The sequence below is a fragment of the Anaerorhabdus sp. genome (genome assembly GCF_036637135.1).
In the GTDB taxonomy this organism is placed as follows: Bacteria; Bacillota_I; Bacilli_A; order Erysipelotrichales; family Erysipelotrichaceae; genus Anaerorhabdus.
Genome location: NZ_JAVWNC010000002.1, coordinates 57,919 through 74,818 on the forward strand (window position 1 = coordinate 57,919; position 16,900 = coordinate 74,818).

Consider the following 16,900-nt stretch of genomic DNA (forward strand, 5'->3'; position numbering starts at 1 on the left):
TTCCAGCTGCTGCTGCATTATATCTTTCTTTCTTAATAATTGTAACTTTATTTTCTGGTGTTGCTGCCCAAACCTCTAACATTTCTTTTGTATATCCTACAAAATTAGGAATCTTTACAGCTTTTCCTTTTGATACTACAACAGGAAGTTTTCCGCCTTCTTCAAGACTTTCTCCTACTTTGATACCTTGAGAAATAATCTTACCTGCTTCAACTGTATCGCTATATGCTTCTGTTTTTTCTACTACAATTTTCTTACTTGTTGCCCATTGTTCAAGTTCTGCAATCGTTTTTCCTACAAAGTTTTCTACCGCAACTGTTCCTGCAGGTGCTGCACCTTTAGAAATATTAATTGTTAATGTAGATCCTCTTGTGAAACTACTTTCAGTTCCTGTTTTTAATTCAAAGTTAATTACTTTATCTTTTTCTACAATAGTATTGTATTGAGTATTAATCTTTGTCTTTGATAATTTATTTGTTTCAATCCAATCTTTAACTTCTGTATAATTCATATTCATTAAATCAGGGAAGTCAATTGGATCATCAGGATTTGCACCTTTAGATGCTACAAATGTTAATGGTGTAGTATCTTTGATTTTTGATCCTGCTGTTTTATCTTGAGTTATAATGACATCTTTGTCGAATTCTGTACTAAACTCAGTGTTGACAATGATATTTGATGTTGGAATATTGTTTTGTTTTGCCCATGCTCCTACATCGTTAATTGTTTGCCCTACAAAATTTGGCATTGGGATTTTTGGTGCAAATACAAAGTACCAAATCGCTGCACCTGTTAATAATAAAGCTATGATTCCTGCAACTAATAGTTTAGGATCAAGCTTAAATGGTTTCTTTTCAATTTTTTGTAGTTTCTCTTGTTGGAAACTATCTGGTTCTTTTCCATCGCGTAGAGTAGCTTTTCTAGCTGCTGGAGCTGGAGTTGGGGTTGGTGTCGTTCTTTTTACCGGTTCGCTCGCAACCGTTTTAGTTGGTTGAGGAGCTGCTTTAGGTGCTGTTTTCTTTGCTTGTTCAAAATCGTAATCTAGATTTTTATAGCTACGTAATTCATCACCTTTTTTATTAGCTGCTTGATAGATATCAAAATCATCATTTGATACGCCTTTTTTCTCACCCTCAAGTTCTTCTGCAAGTGAACTTAGAAAATCTTTTTTATTCGTCATACAATGCCCTCACTTCCTTTTCATTTTACATTATTTAGATACTCATTGCCACCCAACTAAGCAAATATTCATAATTTCTTAAGATTTACAAATCCATAATTTATAACTTATTAACGAATGCCTTTTTTTCACATCTAAATTTCTATAATTTATATACAAAAAAAAGATTAATTTCAGTATTTTGAAATTAACCATTTTTTATATAGTAAAATTATATTTAGTTTTCGCTATTGCATTTTTCTAAGATTTGTTCAGCAGTAAAGTCACCATCTGGTGTCTGAACTAATACACCTTGATTAGCAGCTGGTACTAAATGCCATGTTTGAAGATAGAATGCTTCATAAGCTAGACCCGCTAATTCTTTGTTAGAAAGTGATTTGTTTACTTTGATACAGCTATAAGGTACAGCAACTACTGGAAGTTCAGCATCTATTTTATTAATTAGTTCATAATCTCCAGCAATACCTTTTAGCCAATCGATATGTTCATCAATAACTTTATCGCCTTTTTCTTGATATACTCCTGCTTCCATAGTACGTGTACTTACTCCATCAGCATTTGTAATGTCAGTGTACTTGTAACTTTTCCATTCATCATTTAATTCTGGCCATGCAATCTCTTCTTCTTTGTAGATTGATTCTAATTGTCTTGCAAGTTCAGTATATTGAATTGTAGTAGGTGCAGATTTGTCAAAGAATACAACATTTTTGTTACGCGTAATATTTTCTTTTCCTTCGTTGATTTCACTCATAGAATGTTCTGGAGTGTATGACAATGGATAAGTTGCAACTGCTTCTTTTTCTGTTTCAGCAGTTGGTTCTGCAGACGTGTCCGGTTTTTGTTCGTTTGAAGCCGGTTTACTACAAGCAGTTAAGCTTAATAGCATTGCTAATGAAGCAAGTAAAATTAATAATTTTTTCATTTTTTCTCTCCCTTTTGTGTGACTGCATTTATATGCAGCTTCTACCATTTAAATATCGGCATCATAATAAAGTAGTCTAAAAATCAATATGTACACGTAGCATTGATTAAACTTAGAACCTTACTATTTATATTTATTGTAATTAAAATAGGAATGAGAAATCATTTACCGCATGAAATGTCATTATCACTACACCAATGGGTATCTTTGATTGTAAATGATTTCTTCACATGGTATATTATTAACAAATATCTCATAGAAAAAGGAAGTAAATATACTATGCGAATTGCTATTTGTGAAGACAACGAAAAAGAACTTGCTCAAATTGAAGCATTGCTTACTCGATATAAAAACGAATTCAAAGTTTCACTTACTTATACTACTTTTCATAATGGTATTTCACTGTTAGATTCACTTTCAAAACAAACATTTGATTTGTTATTACTTGATATAGTAATGCCTGGTATATCTGGTATTACTGTGGCAAAGGAAATCCGCACAAGAGATCAAAATGTGAAAATTATATTCTTAACATCATCATCCGAATTTGCTGTTGAAAGCTACCGTGTTCATGCTACAGATTATCTTCTAAAGCCTATTACTAGTGATATTTTATTTCCTGTATTAGATGATTTATACTTAAATCAAAATGAAAATGAACCTGTTTTAACTATCAAATCTGATGGTAGTTTATTTATTCTTCCTTATTCACAAATCATTTATTTAGAAGTTATGAATCGAAGAGTAAGATTCTATTTAACAAATGGTACAATCCGCGAAATTTTTGGATACCTTTCTGACTTCGAAGAAGAATTACTCTCTTGTATTAGTTTTGTAAAAACACATCGTTCATTTATTGTTAATTTTAAACATGTACGTGAAATATCATCTGATGGTATTAAAACCGACACAGGGAAAATAATCCCTGTATCTCGAAATGCTTATGCACAAACAAAAATAGCATTCGCTAAATACCTATTTAATGAAAAAGAGGTATTCTAATGGAAATAATCTATTTATTCTCATCGGCAATAGTGCTGATTTATTCATGTACTGTTATGGCATTACTATTAGATGTACCTATTCGTACTTTATCACCTTCTAATAATATAATATTTTGGGGTGGACTTTCATTTATCACTATAGCTTCAACTTTTATAAGCACCAAAATTAGTATGAGTGATTTCGCCGCATTATATCCTCTACTTGTACAACTACCTGTATTTATTATCTTCTATATCGTATCAAAACAAGGATATCTACGAGTCTTCTTTGTAATATTGACTACAATTTTCTTAGTTTTCCCCATACGTATTTTTACAAAGATTTTTCTTGAATCAGGAATAATAAATAATTTATTTACCATGGGATTATTGGTATTTGCTAGTTATGTTTTGTTATCCTTATTCCTTTACTATTTTGTAAAACCAAGTTTTAACTATGCTCTTAAGAATCTTAGTAACGCTAGCATTCTAAAATTTTGTACGGTTCCTATTCTTTATAACATCGCAGCCTATTATATCGGCGATTACATGACAAATTCAGATACACTTTCTATTCGTATTTTATTTTTTCTTATCACTTTAGCTGCTTATTTCTTACTGATGGATATATTCCATAGTTCTATGGAAAAACAAAGACTAGAATATGAAAAAGATATAATTTCATTAGAAATAGAAACTGCCAAACAAAATTTGCGTGATATCAAATCATCTCAAGATCAAGCGATTATCTTTCGACACGATATGCGCCATCATTTTTCTTTAATTAGTAGTTATCTAGATACAAACGAAGTACAAAAAGCATTGAATTATATTAAGGGAGCTCAATCTAATATCGAAGCTATTACTCCTAGTGAGTTTTGTGAGAATGAAACTGTTAATCTGATTCTATCTTCATTCAAATCACGCGCAGATAAAGCTGGTGTCACTTTATCAATTGATGTTAAATTGCCCAATTATTTACCATTTGATGAAACATTACTTTGTACTTTATTCTCTAATATAATTGAAAATGCACTCAATGCATCGAATAATATCGACGAAAGTGATTTAAAAGTAGTTAAAGTACAATCAATGATTCGTAGACAACTACTTCTAATTCTAGTAGAAAATGTTTATTCAGGAGAAATAACTTTTGAGAATAATCTACCTCAACAATATCTTGAAAATCATGGTATTGGAACTCGTAGTATTACATCAATCGTTAATAAGTATCATGGTGATTGTTTCTTTGAAGCCACCGGTGGAACATTCACCACGAGAATTATGCTTCCGATGAAATCACAAACAAACGTGCAATAATCATTTCTAAACAAAACAAATGCAGATGTAATTCATCTGCATTCTTTTATTTTATTCACCTTTTATTTCAATTAAGATATCACGTAACTCTGCAGCACGTTCAAAGTCTAATACTTTCGCTGCATCTTTCATTTCTTTTTCTAAGTTCGCAATCAATTCTTGTTTCTCTTTCTTGCCAACTTTTGATTTTTTCTTTATGAACTTCGCAGCCATTTCTTGTGTTTCTTTACCATGCACTGCATCTTGAATATCCTTCTTAATTGTTGTAGGTGTAATGCCATGTTCAATATTATATGCCTCTTGAATCTTGCGACGACGGTATGTTTCATCGATTGCAAGTTGCATTGAACCTGTCATACGATCTGCATACATAATAACACGACCATGTTCATTACGTGCCGCACGACCTATTGTTTGTATCAACGATCGTTGAGAACGTAAGAAACCTTCTTTATCTGCATCTAAGATTACAACTAACGCAACCTCAGGTATATCTATACCTTCACGCAATAAGTTAATACCAACTAAAATATCAATCTTACCTCGACGTAAATCACGTATTGTTTCAATACGTTCCAATGTCAATGTTTCGTGATGTAAGTACGCAACCTTAAATTCATTTTTCTTTAAGTAATCCGTCAAGTCTTCAGCCATCTTTACTGTTAATGTCGTAATCAAAATACGTTCATTTTTCGCAATACATGCATTAATTTCATCTGTTAAATCATCAATTTGACCTCTTGTTGGTCTTACTGATATTTCAGGATCTAACAATCCCGTTGGACGAATAATTTGTTCTGCAAAGTGGTGATTAACTTTCTCTAATTCATAGTCACCCGGTGTTGCAGAAACATAAATTGCTTGTTTAAAGATTTGCTCAAACTCTGTAAAACGCATAGGTCGATTATCCAATGCACTTGGAAGTCTAAACCCATATTCAACCAATGTTTCTTTTCTTGCACGATCGCCATTATACATACCTCTAATTTGAGGTAAAGATACATGACTTTCATCCACAATCAACAAGAAATCATCTTTTGGAAAATAATCAAATAAGTTAAATGGTCTCTCTCCTGGTTTTCGATTATCTATTTCACGAGAATAGTTTTCAATACCAGGACATACACCAAACTCTCTTAATGCTTCAATATCAAACGTACAGCGTTGTTCTAATCGTTGTGCTTCTAATAACTTCCCTTGTTCATGTAATTCTTTTACACGTGCTTTCATTTCTTGTTCAATCTCAATACAAGCTCTTAACATGTTTTCTTTAGGTCTAGCATATCCTGTTGCAGGAAAAATTATATACACAGTATATCCGTTGATGATTTTACCAGTAATAGGTTCTACTTCTAGTATTCTCTCAATCTCATCATCAAACATTTCAATTCTTAATGCATATTGATCTGTGTGCCCAAGAGTTATCTCAATGACATCACCCCTAACTCGAAATGTACCTCGTTGATGGTCAATATCGTTTCTTTGATATTGACGTTCAATTAATTTTCTAAGCAAAGCTTGTCTTTCAATCTTTTCACCAACACGTATTGTAAAAAACATGTCTTTATATTGACTTGGATCACTGGACGCATAAATACACGCTACGGATGCCACAATGATTGTATCTCTTCTTTCAAGTACCGAGTTATAGGCAGCCATACGAAGCATATCTAATTCATCGTTGGTCATCGCATTCTTTTCAATATATGTATCTGTTTTTGGCATATAAGCCTCAGGTTGATAAAAATCAAAGTTTGATACAAAGTACTCAACACGATTATTTGGAAACAATTCTTTAAACTCTGAATACAATTGTCCTGCAAGTGTTTTGTTATGTGCAAATACCAATGTAGGTTTATTAATTTGTTCAATTACATTTCCAATGGTAAAGGTTTTACCTGTTCCTGTTGCGCCTAAAAGAACCTGCTCATGTTTTCCATCTTTTATACCTTGTACAAGTTCTTTGATCGCTTTAGGTTGATCTCCGGTAGGCTTATATTTTGATACTAATTCAAATTTATGTTCACTCATGATTTGCCCTCCTCTACTATTTTATCACATTCCATTTTATTGTACATGAATTATATTCAAGTGTTTATTGTTTATTTCTTTTCATATAGATATATGCATCAAAACCCATTTGTTTTGGATATTTAACTTTTTCCCTTTTATATTCCACAAATCCATTTTTCTTATAACATTCAATCGCATGAACATTGATCGTAGTTACTTTTAAAATATATTCCGTAAAATCGGTATTTTGAATTAAATATTGTATTAATTGGGTCGCAATACCCAAATGATGAAATTTTGGTTCTATACCTAATATATCAATATAAACTTGATTTTCATTAAAATGTAATGGTTCTTCAAATTCTTTCTTAATCATCATTGCGATTGCATATCCTTTGAAAAATCCAGCTGCTTTTTGAAAATTCTTGATATGAATCATTTGTGCTCTTTGATTTCCTGTAACATATGATAAGAATCCAGCAATCTCATTATCAATCGTCGCTACCAAATATGCTTCAATATTAATACCTGAGCCTAGCGCATGCGCTACAATATTCGAATTTTCACTTACTATTGACCAATCATGTTGAAACGCATGAGCACAGACTTGTGCAAGTACTTTTCGATCATTTTCAATCGCCTTTCTGATGATTATGTTTTCCATAGTTGTATCTCCTTAGATTGCTTAATGATACCACACAAGAAAATAGATTTGTTGTACAAATCATTCATAAAATCCTTAATAGATTGTCAAATCTGTTTCTTGCAAAATTTATTTCTATATTGAGGCAAAATATTGCCTTGTTACTTTGATATTGGAGAGCTATCAAAAGATAAAAAGCTAGATTTCTCTAGCTTTAGTTTTGCTTACCTTGTGCTAATATATCTACCGCTGCGGTCAATTGTGCATCCTTCGCTTCATTTAGTGAATATTCCTTAACTACAGAAGATACTAACACTTCAAATGTACTCTTATCTAAAATACCATCTACTGTAATATCACGGTCTGTTTCAAATTGTTTTAATGCCGCCAAAGTTGATTTATCAAAATATCCATCTGTTCTATCTACTGTGTAATCAAGATAATCCAATCCTTCTTGTAGTATACGAACATAATTTGATACTTGATCAATTGTAAATGAATCTTCATCTTCCATTGGTAAGTATGCTTCATATAAAATATCGTGTAACTTAACTTCTATATCCGGTACAATACCAACTCCATCAATTGAAGTTCCATTTGGTGATAACCATTTTGATGAAGTATATTTCAATGCTGAACCATCTGTAAATGGTTGAGTAACTTGAACAGTTCCTTTTCCATAACTTGTTGTTCCAAGTGTTGTAACATCATCTCTTAGTTCCAATAACGCAAGTGTTAATACTTCTGACGCACTTGCAGTTTGTTCATTAGTTAAGACAATAATATCTTCAATGTTGGCGTATTTACCACCCGTTGATGTTGTCTCTCTAATACTACCATCCGCATATTCTTGTTGCATTACCACAACATCTTTATCCACAAAATAACTAACTACATCTACAAAAGCATCCAAATAACCTCCACCATTATCTCTTAAGTCAATGATGAGTTTTTTCATTCCTGCTTCACTCATATCATCTAAATAGGCTTCAACTTCATATCCTGTTGAATCACCAAAACCATAGATTTCTAAGTATCCTATGTCATCTTGCATCATCTTACCATAGGCTGTACCATTTACTTCTCTACGTGTTATATCGATTGTAATAGGCTTGCCTTCTCTTATAAATTCGATAGAGACCTTGGTACCACTTTCACCACGTACTTTATCTTTGATTTCATCTGTTGTTAAGCCTTCTGTCGATACACCATCAATTTTGCTAATAATATCGCCTGGCAATACTCCTGCTTCTTCCGCTGGAGAATTTTTAAATACTCGATTAATTACATAGACACCTTCATTTGTTGTGTATTGTACCCCAATACCAACAAAATTCATATTAATTGATTGTGTAAAGTTATTTAACTCATCATTTGAGAAATAAGTTGTGTGGGGATCTACTTCACTTGTTGACATACCATATAATGCACGATCTAGTAAATGATCTTTGATTTCTGGATCATCTTTTGCAAAATACCAACTGTTACTTAATATATCCATTACATAATCAATTTTAGATGCATCTTGTTGCTCCTCAGGTTGATTGAATCGAACAGTTCCTGATGTACCAATTAACCAGCCAACAATAAAAACAAAGATCATACTGACTACAATAAAGACTGTAAATAATCTTTTTTGAAATCTTTGTTCCTTCTTTTCAGCTTCATCTGGCCATATATGACGTTCTAATTTAATACGAACCTTATTGTCATCTTCTTTTTTTTCTTCATTAGTCATAATTCATACCTCACGTATTTAATTTTATCATAAAACACAACAAAAGGAGCATTACTGCTCCCACTTTATTAAAATACTTCTTCTGGTCTCATTCGACATGGTGCTCCACGATTTGCACAAGTCGTTCCAAGTCCGCTTTCACCCCAACCTGTACCAAATGCTAAATCACCATTCCAAGATTCAATATATTCATACAATGACATTGAACCTAACTTAAATACTTCTACATGGACATGGTTTCCTGATGAATTTCCAGAACTTCCAACTCGTCCAATTGTATCTCCTTGAAGCACATTTGAATTTTGTGCTATAGGTGAACCTTGTTGCATATGCAAATACTTAATAGCGTATAGAGTATCACCAATTTTTGTTAATAAGTAAACTTGGTTTCCTCCGCCACGACTACCACCTTGTGCTTCTCCACAACTATTCCCTAAACCACCGATAGATGGGCATCCATCAGCACTTTTGATAATAACTCCATTACCTGCAGCACGAATCGCAACCCCACCACCTGGTGCAAAGTCAGTCCCTAAGTGTGTAGCACCATTTGGATAAGCCCATGTACCTGCAGATATTCTTCCACCACTAACTGGTCTTAAGAATCCTGAAGAACTTGGAATATTATTGATTGAATCTTTCATTGCAGCTAAATCCTTTTTGATTTGTGCAATGTTACCTGCGATACGATTTCCTTCAGCTTCTAATTCTACTTCTCTTTTTTGTGATTCTTCTTTCGCTACTTCAGCTCTACGTTTCATAACAATAATTTCATTTTGCTTTGTAACTACTTCAGCTTTTGCAGTTTCTAAGTCCGCTTTATCTATTTCTAATTGCGCTTTTGCAGCAGTTAATTCATCAATGAGGGTCTTCAAACTTTCTTTGACACTATCATCATAACTCGCAATATCACTTAAACCATTCGTTCTACGAATTAAATCATTTAAGTCTTTTGCACCCATAACAATATCAATATATTGATTCAAACGCATTGTCGATTGGCTCGCAACCATACGATCCTTCATCTTTTGTTTTAGTGCTTCAACTTCTGCTTCTTTTTGAGTAATTTCAGTTTGTTTTGTTTCAATTTCTACTATTTTTACTGAGATTTGTTCATTTAATGCTGCAATCTCACCATTAAGTACAGAGATTTTAGATTCATATCCTTTAATCTCTTCACCATACTTTTTAATGTCTTTTGCAATGGCAGCTCTTTCTGCTTCTATCGCTGCTAATTCCTGTGCTAAAGAACTACTTTGATCACTCATGTATTGAACATATCCATCACATGCAGTTTTCTCTTCTGCTGTTAAATCATCTCTTGAACATTTTGTGTTCCAGTCGCTTGTATTACTATAATCTTCAGCAATTACAGGAACTACAACACCTAAAACCATTAAACCGCTTAATAATAATTTAATTAATTTCTTCATTATCGTTTCCACCTTAAATATTTAGTTACTGATAAGAAACTACCGATTAATCCAACTAGCATTCCTACTACAAGTAATAGTAATGATATTTGTAAAACAAATGGATGTGGCGGTATCATAATAAACATACTTGAAATCAAGATACCATTTAATTTTGAATAAGCGAAGATATAACCAAATATTGTTGCGAAGATTGGAATAATTGCACCTAATGCACCAATAATCATACCTTCTACAACAAATGGTGCTCTAATAAATCCATTCTTAGCTCCAACATTTCTCATAATCGCAATTTCATTTGCACGAGCTAATATAGTCACTTTAATTGTATTTTGGATTAAGAAGATTGCGAGTAGACTTAGTGCTACTACAATCACAAATCCACCAGTTCTTACTGAATCTAATGCATTAACTAACATGACAGAACTATCTCCACCATAGTTAATTGTATCTACTCCTTCAATTGCTTCTATTTGTGTTGCAATTGGTTTTAAATCACTACCATCCGTTACTTTTACATAATAGGCATGATGCATTGGATTATCTTCACGATAAGATTCAAAGATTTCTTTTTCATGGTCATCTGTGAAACTTGCAATAAAATAATCTAGTTCTTCTTCTTTACTTGAGAATGTAACTGCTTCAACTCCAGGAATTTCTTGGATTGATAATCCAATACGATCAATGTTCTCTTGTGCTTCACTGTCGTAGCCAATCATAACTGATATTTGAACTTCACCTTCGATTTTATTTGTCATAGAGTTTACATTGACTGTAAAAATAACGAAGATACTTATAATAATTAATGTAATTGTTACTGCTGATGCTGATGAGATTGACATCGCTGCATGACGTCCTACTCCAAAGAAGCCTTCTTTAATATGTCTAAAAAATCTACTGAACATGTTTAATATAGCCTCCTTCAGATAAGTCTGCCGCAACATGACCATTCTCTAATACAATCGTTCTTTTACGATGTTTATTAACTAACGTAATGTCATGTGTAACCATTAAGATAGTTGTATCTTCTTCACGATTGATTTTTTCTAGTAATGACATGATTTCATCTGATTTCACAGGATCGAGGTTCCCTGTAGGTTCATCTGCAATTAACACTTTAGGTTTATTCGCAATCGCACGAGCAATCGCAACCCTTTGTTGTTGCCCCCCGGATAATTCATTTGGAAATGAACTCCCCTTATCATCTAATCCTACAAGATTCATAACTTGACGAACACGATGACGGATAATATCTTTCTTCATATTTATTACTTCTAATGCATATGAAATATTTTCAAATACTGTCTTTGCTTCTAATAAACGGAAGTCTTGGAAAACAACTCCTATATTTCTTCTGTATAAAGGAACTCTTGAGTGTTTTAATTTGCCAACATCAATTCCTACAACATTAACATTTCCCTTTGTTGGCACTTCTTCACCATCAAGTAGTTTTATTAAAGTTGACTTACCAGAACCTGTCGGACCAATGATATAGACAAATTCTCCCTGTTTGATTTCTAAATTGATATCATACAAAGCATTTACACCATTTTTATATGTTTTATTAACACCAGTTAAAGTAATCATCACACTATCTCCTAACTAACATATTATATCACAACCGTTTTAAACACGGTATCCAAAACTAAAACCTTCACCATGTACATCTGTTGTATCTGTGGTGATAATAAATGCCTTTGGATCAATTTCATTCACAATATCTATGAGTTGTGGATATTGTCCTTGTGATACCACCGCAAGGATGACATTCTTCTCATCATTTGTATAACCACCGCGTGCTTTGGTAATTGTTGTACCACGATCCAAACGTTCGTGAATTGTAGCAGATATTTTTTCATAATCAGCGGATATAATTTGCACTGATTTGGATTCTTGTCCCCCAACAACTAAAACTTTATCTATCGCAAAGCTAGTTGCAAACACCGAGATGATGCCCACTAAAACAGTTTCTAAGTTGTATGCAAATAAACCTAATAAAACTGTCAAACAATCTGTTATAAGAATAAGTTTAGCGATTGGTATATTGGTATATTTATGAATTACTAATGGTGGTATATCCATTCCACCTGTACTAGATCCTGTACGAATAACTAAACCAATTCCTACCCCTGCAATTAATCCACCATAAAGTGATGCTAGAATTGGATCAAGATTTGCAGGTGGTGTTAAAAACTGAGCAGTTAGTGATAAAAAGATTGGATAAATAAATGAACTCACAACTGTTTTCACTGCGAAATCTTTTCCTAATAAAATCCATCCCACAAAAAACAACCCCACAACCAATGCATTTACCATGACATCCGTTGGTATTAAAATAAACGAATGGAGCGCTACCGCAATACCTGCAACTCCCCCAGACAAAATATTATAAGGTAAGATAAAATATCCTACAGCTAACGCTAGTAAAAAGTTTCCAAATAATATGTAAAAAGTATTCCTTATATTAAACTTCATGATCCACCTCAAACTTACTGGACTATTATATCATAAACTTTTGGGTATAAATATGGTATGATACATTACTATAGGAGGCTAACATGAAATTATTCAAACGTTATAGTTGGATATTGGTTATTCTTATGATTGCATTCATCTTTGTTAATTCAATGACACCCGCAGTTTCATCAAAAGCACTTAGTGGTAACATTACAACAATTATCCTTGATGGATTAAGCTCTATCCAAGTAAATATGGATTATGAAGTATTGCATCATTTCATCCGAAAACTTGCTCATTTTACTGAGTATAGTATACTTGGAATCATGGTTGCATTTGCCATCTACGAAAGACCTTTTATAAAATCAAAACTAATAAATTTCGCATGCTTTTTCTTAGTTCCCATCTGTGATGAACTTATTCAAAATTTCACACCTGGTCGATCATGTGAAATCACCGATATGCTCATTGACGCTTCTGGTATGATCTTTGGTTGTTTGATACTCATTGGTATCATCAAACTAACTCATCATTCCTTAAGCAAAAGTAAATAGAAAGAGGTTTAAATGAAAAACAAGAATTTACTCATTGCCATCGTTGTATTCCTAGTATTATCCTTTGGATGCTTCTACGTATTATTACCTGCATTATCAATCCAATCTTACTCTTCACTTGTTATTTTTGGAGGGATTTTATTTGTAACTTATATCGTTTATACGATTGGTATTAACTTTACTCAACCTTTATCTACAATTAAATCATCATTTTATTTGATGGTTGCGGTAGGTGCTGTCATTGTTGTGGCTGTATTGGGTAGTGTATTTAATTCCCCAATCTTTATTAGTAAAACCTATGCGACTCGTATTCAAGTAACTGATGGGAATTTTGAACAAGATATTCCTCCTGTTGACTTAAATAACTTACCATTACTTGATAAGACAAGTACAGAAAAAGTAGGAGATCGTGTTATGGGACAAATTCCCGAACTCATCTCACAATTCTATGTGTCTGAACAATACACTCAAATTAGTTACAACGGTCGTCTAGTACGTGTAACACCTCTTGAGTACAATGGGTTCTTCAAATGGTTTGGTAACCGTAACGAAGGTATTCCAGGTTATATTATGGTAGATAGTACAACAGGTGAAGCTAGCTTAATTAAATTACCTGAAGGTATGAAATTTGCTGCAAGTGGTTACTTCAATGATAACTTACAACGTCACATTCGTTTCCAATATCCAACTGAATTATTATCAACATCTGTGTTTGAAATTGATGATGAAGGTAATCCTTATTATATTACTCCTGTACTAAAAGTACGTTGGATTGAAATGTTACCCGATGTAAAAGGTGCTATCCTTACAAATGCAATCGATGGTACTTCAACCTATTACGATGTTAAAGATGTGCCAAAGTGGGTAGACCATGTTTATCCTGCAAGTCTAGTTATCGAACAAGCTAACTCTTGGGGTTCATATCAAGATGGTTGGTTAAATAGTTTTATCGGTCAAAAGAATGTACGTACAACAACTCAAGGTTATACATATCTTGCGGATGATACAGATATCTTCGTTTATACAGGTATTACATCTGCAACCGCTGATCAATCCAATATCGGATTTATCTTAATTAACTTACGTACAAAAGAAACAAAATTCTATGCAGTTCCAGGAGCTGAAGAATTCAGTGCGATGGCTTCTGCACAAGGAGCAGTACAAGAAAAAGGATATGTATCAACATTCCCACTTCTTATTAACTTAGATGATCGTCCAACATACCTATCTTCATTAAAAGATAGTGCCGGATTAGTAAAAGCTTATGCATTTGTTGATGTACAAGACTATCAAAAAGTTAAAGTAACAGACAGTTCGCAAGGATTGATTGCTGCTGCAAAAGCATACCTTCAAATGATGGGTGCTACAAACAGTGAATTAGTTGCCGGTACCGCAATAGAAGGTGTTGTAACACAAATTCAAGATGTTGTTATTGATGGTAATACATATTACTTTATTACAGTTCAAGATGATCAAACCATCTACAAAGCAATTGTTACTTTAGATGACCGTCTTCCATTTATCCAAGTAGGACAAACCATTTCTTTCTCATCAGTAAATGGTGAAATCCTAATCATTGATACAATTAAATAAACTTAGAAATCTACTAAATCTTTACTTTAGTAGATTTTTATTTTATTAACCCCTATAATAAACCTATGAAAAAAATACTATTAATCTTACTTACAATTCTATTAACCGGATGCACACAATCACAAGTTAAAGAATTACCACCTACAATTCATATGGTGGTAACAACAGATATTCATGTGATTGATCCTAGTTTAGTTGAGAATAAATCGCTATATGATGATTTATCTCTTAATTATGGTGATGGAAGATTGCTTAATTATTCTGGTGATATACTGCAAATCTTTATCGACGAAATGATTCAAACAAAACTCGAATATGTCATCATTACAGGTGACTTAACTTTAGATGGTGAAAAATCTTCTCATGAGTGGTTAGCGAAACAATTAGACAAATTAATCCAAGCCGATATACAACCTTTGGTTATACCTGGTAATCATGACATTATGAGTCCTACATCACGTACATATGGTTCACCTTCCACCTATACACCAACGTTAAGTGCTGAAGAATTTGCGTCAATCTATAAAAATTATGGTTATAAAAATGCATTATACCGTGATGAAAACTCTCTTAGTTACGTTTATGAATTAAGAGATAACGCATGGATATTAATGCTCGATACTGCAATGTATTACGAAAATACTTCACTAGGTGCAGAATCCAGTGGCAAAATCCCTTCTGAAACATTTGATTGGATAGAAACCATTGGGGCTCTTGCGAAAGAAAATGGTGTTGAACTTATTAGTTCAACTCACCACAGTCTTATTCAACACAATTCTTATTTCAATTCAAGCTATACATTACTTAACACGCTAAAAGCTCAACGCATCTTTGATGAACAAAATATTAGAGTTAATTTAAGTGGGCATTTGCACGCTCAAACAATAGCTCAAAAAGAATTAACAAACGGTAATATTACAGACATATGTACTAGTTCATTACTAACATACACCAATCAATATGGAGATATTCACTATACCCCATTTAACAATTTCGATTATAAAACAAAAGAAGTAGATGTTGAAACATGGGCACAAACAAACTCTACAAATCCTGATTTATTGGAGTTTGAAGAATATTCCTATGCCTATTTCAAACACGCTAGCACCTCTCGTGGAGCAGATCGTTTTATTAGTAAAGGATATAACGATGAACAAGTTGCTTCATTACAAGAGGCAAAAGGTATTTTAAACTGCTACTACTTCTCTGGTAGTGCTAACGAAGTAAGAGATGACTTTGTAGAAACAGACTTCTATCAGTGGTTAATTGAACAAGATGATGATACTAAATCATATATACTAACAATGATCCAAGAATCACCAATATATCCAAAGGAAATATCAATTCCTTTGAATTCATGACAAAATTGTAAGAAATTTGTAAGTCAGCATTAAGGTGCTGACTTTTCTTATGATTTAAACTATCAGTATAAGGTGGTGGTAATCATGAGAAGAGCAATACTTATTTCTATAATGATCATGTTTCTATTTATTCTACATTTATGTAGTCCAATTATTATTGATGGCTATTCTATGTATAAAGATGCAACAAAAGAAAAACAATTAAGTACCTTAGTTCAAGAAATTAAAAGTGATGAAAATTATGTGACTCTCGATGAAATCAACCCTATTTATTTAAAAGCATTGATTAAGTCTGAAGACAAACGCTTCTATTCACATTTTGGAATTGATTTGATTGCCTTATCGCGTGCCACAGTTACCAACATTGCAGCTGGCAAACTTAAAGAAGGTGGTAGTACGATCACGCAACAACTTGCGAAGAATTTATACTTCTCCTTCGAAAAGCGTTTTGAAAGAAAAGTTGCAGAAGTATTTGTTGTATTTGAATTGGAAAACAATTACAGCAAAGATGAAATACTTGAATTATATGTTAACATCATTTACTTTGGTGAGAATTGTTATGGTATTAAGGAAGCATCATCACATTACTTTAATAAACTGCCTAGTCAATTAAATAAATTCGAAGCTGATGCGCTAGTTTATACCATTAAATCTCCTAATAATTACAACCCAAATGAACTAAAATTTACTTATGCACAATAAA

Annotated in this window: 15 protein-coding genes; 6 read left to right on the forward strand and 9 right to left on the reverse strand. The window is 32.8% G+C overall.

Annotation, left to right across the window (positions count from 1 at the left end; all coding sequences use genetic code 11):
- The coding region (locus tag RR643_RS00675; protein WP_332482018.1) for a PASTA domain-containing protein at nt 1-1,180 on the reverse strand (1,180 nt) is incomplete at its 3' end.
- Between the two features lie 217 nt (nt 1,181-1,397).
- Nucleotides 1,398-2,102, reverse strand: a complete 705-nt coding sequence (locus RR643_RS00680) for a hypothetical protein (RefSeq protein ID WP_332482019.1) — start codon at nt 2,100-2,102, stop codon at nt 1,398-1,400.
- A gap of 279 nt (nt 2,103-2,381) precedes the next feature.
- On the opposite strand from RR643_RS00680, the gene RR643_RS00685 reads away from it, so the two are divergent.
- Together RR643_RS00685 and RR643_RS00690 are read left to right on the forward strand one after the other, a co-directional pair.
- Nucleotides 2,382-3,104 carry a LytR/AlgR family response regulator transcription factor gene (locus RR643_RS00685; protein ID WP_332482020.1) on the forward strand — a complete coding sequence of 241 codons (723 nt, stop codon included), beginning with the start codon at nt 2,382-2,384 and terminating at the stop codon, nt 3,102-3,104.
- On the forward strand, nt 3,104-4,405 hold the full coding sequence (locus tag RR643_RS00690; protein ID WP_332482021.1) for a sensor histidine kinase: 1,302 nt from the start codon (nt 3,104-3,106) through the stop codon (nt 4,403-4,405). The genes RR643_RS00685 and RR643_RS00690 overlap by 1 nt, the downstream gene beginning before the upstream one ends.
- Nucleotides 4,406-4,456: 51 nt before the next feature.
- On the opposite strand, the gene uvrB is transcribed toward RR643_RS00690, so the two are convergent.
- The 7 genes from uvrB to RR643_RS00725 all read right to left on the reverse strand — a co-directional run bounded on the left by uvrB (nt 4,457) and on the right by RR643_RS00725 (nt 12,707).
- Nucleotides 4,457-6,436 carry an excinuclease ABC subunit UvrB gene (gene uvrB, locus RR643_RS00695; RefSeq protein WP_332482022.1) on the reverse strand — a complete coding sequence of 660 codons (1,980 nt, stop codon included), beginning with the start codon at nt 6,434-6,436 and terminating at the stop codon, nt 4,457-4,459.
- Between the two features lie 64 nt (nt 6,437-6,500).
- Nucleotides 6,501-7,082 carry a GNAT family N-acetyltransferase gene (locus tag RR643_RS00700; RefSeq protein ID WP_332482023.1) on the reverse strand — a complete coding sequence of 194 codons (582 nt, stop codon included), beginning with the start codon at nt 7,080-7,082 and terminating at the stop codon, nt 6,501-6,503.
- A 193-nt stretch (nt 7,083-7,275) separates the two neighbouring features.
- A complete protein-coding gene (locus RR643_RS00705; RefSeq protein WP_332469795.1) occupies nt 7,276-8,799 on the reverse strand; it encodes a S41 family peptidase in 1,524 nt (507 codons plus the stop codon).
- A gap of 68 nt (nt 8,800-8,867) precedes the next feature.
- Complete coding sequence (locus RR643_RS00710) at nt 8,868-10,232, reverse strand: murein hydrolase activator EnvC family protein (RefSeq protein ID WP_332469796.1); 1,365 nt, start codon at nt 10,230-10,232, stop codon at nt 8,868-8,870.
- Nucleotides 10,232-11,137 carry a permease-like cell division protein FtsX gene (gene ftsX, locus RR643_RS00715; RefSeq protein ID WP_332469797.1) on the reverse strand — a complete coding sequence of 302 codons (906 nt, stop codon included), beginning with the start codon at nt 11,135-11,137 and terminating at the stop codon, nt 10,232-10,234. Before ftsX ends, RR643_RS00710 begins: the two co-directional genes overlap by 1 nt.
- Entirely contained in the window at nt 11,127-11,819 is a 693-nt protein-coding gene (gene ftsE, locus RR643_RS00720) for a cell division ATP-binding protein FtsE (protein WP_332469798.1), read from the reverse strand. Before ftsE ends, ftsX begins: the two co-directional genes overlap by 11 nt.
- A gap of 39 nt (nt 11,820-11,858) precedes the next feature.
- The gene (locus tag RR643_RS00725) at nt 11,859-12,707 is read right to left on the reverse strand and encodes a YitT family protein (RefSeq protein ID WP_332469799.1); all 849 of its coding nucleotides are present in this window, start codon (nt 12,705-12,707) and stop codon (nt 11,859-11,861) included.
- Between the two features lie 83 nt (nt 12,708-12,790).
- Here RR643_RS00725 and RR643_RS00730 point away from each other — a divergent pair, with 83 nt between their 5' ends.
- The 4 genes from RR643_RS00730 (at nt 12,791) to RR643_RS00745 (ending at nt 16,899) form a co-directional block, all read left to right on the forward strand.
- Nucleotides 12,791-13,243 carry a VanZ family protein gene (locus RR643_RS00730; protein ID WP_332482024.1) on the forward strand — a complete coding sequence of 151 codons (453 nt, stop codon included), beginning with the start codon at nt 12,791-12,793 and terminating at the stop codon, nt 13,241-13,243.
- Between the two features lie 12 nt (nt 13,244-13,255).
- On the forward strand, nt 13,256-14,836 hold the full coding sequence (locus RR643_RS00735) for a CvpA family protein (RefSeq protein ID WP_332482025.1): 1,581 nt from the start codon (nt 13,256-13,258) through the stop codon (nt 14,834-14,836).
- Nucleotides 14,837-14,901: 65 nt separating this feature from the next.
- Nucleotides 14,902-16,197, forward strand: coding sequence for a metallophosphoesterase (locus RR643_RS00740; protein ID WP_332482026.1), 1,296 nt, complete (start codon nt 14,902-14,904; stop codon nt 16,195-16,197).
- Between the two features lie 84 nt (nt 16,198-16,281).
- Nucleotides 16,282-16,899, forward strand: a complete 618-nt coding sequence (locus RR643_RS00745; RefSeq protein WP_332469803.1) for a biosynthetic peptidoglycan transglycosylase — start codon at nt 16,282-16,284, stop codon at nt 16,897-16,899.
- Nucleotide 16,900 lies beyond the last annotated feature (1 nt).

Excerpts from the sequence above, each read along its gene's own strand:
- RR643_RS00680 (WP_332482019.1), bottom strand. The coding sequence starts at position 2,102 with ATGAAAAAATTATTAATTTTACTTGCTTCATTAGCAATGCTATTAAGC.
- RR643_RS00685 (WP_332482020.1), top strand. The coding sequence starts at position 2,382 with ATGCGAATTGCTATTTGTGAAGACAACGAAAAAGAACTTGCTCAAATT.
- RR643_RS00690 (WP_332482021.1), top strand. The coding sequence starts at position 3,104 with ATGGAAATAATCTATTTATTCTCATCGGCAATAGTGCTGATTTATTCA.
- uvrB (WP_332482022.1), bottom strand. The coding sequence starts at position 6,436 with ATGAGTGAACATAAATTTGAATTAGTATCAAAATATAAGCCTACCGGA.
- RR643_RS00700 (WP_332482023.1), bottom strand. The coding sequence starts at position 7,082 with ATGGAAAACATAATCATCAGAAAGGCGATTGAAAATGATCGAAAAGTA.
- RR643_RS00705 (WP_332469795.1), bottom strand. The coding sequence starts at position 8,799 with ATGACTAATGAAGAAAAAAAAGAAGATGACAATAAGGTTCGTATTAAA.
- RR643_RS00710 (WP_332469796.1), bottom strand. The coding sequence starts at position 10,232 with ATGAAGAAATTAATTAAATTATTATTAAGCGGTTTAATGGTTTTAGGT.
- ftsX (WP_332469797.1), bottom strand. The coding sequence starts at position 11,137 with ATGTTCAGTAGATTTTTTAGACATATTAAAGAAGGCTTCTTTGGAGTA.
- ftsE (WP_332469798.1), bottom strand. The coding sequence starts at position 11,819 with ATGATTACTTTAACTGGTGTTAATAAAACATATAAAAATGGTGTAAAT.
- RR643_RS00725 (WP_332469799.1), bottom strand. The coding sequence starts at position 12,707 with ATGAAGTTTAATATAAGGAATACTTTTTACATATTATTTGGAAACTTT.
- RR643_RS00730 (WP_332482024.1), top strand. The coding sequence starts at position 12,791 with ATGAAATTATTCAAACGTTATAGTTGGATATTGGTTATTCTTATGATT.
- RR643_RS00735 (WP_332482025.1), top strand. The coding sequence starts at position 13,256 with ATGAAAAACAAGAATTTACTCATTGCCATCGTTGTATTCCTAGTATTA.
- RR643_RS00740 (WP_332482026.1), top strand. The coding sequence starts at position 14,902 with ATGAAAAAAATACTATTAATCTTACTTACAATTCTATTAACCGGATGC.
- RR643_RS00745 (WP_332469803.1), top strand. The coding sequence starts at position 16,282 with ATGAGAAGAGCAATACTTATTTCTATAATGATCATGTTTCTATTTATT.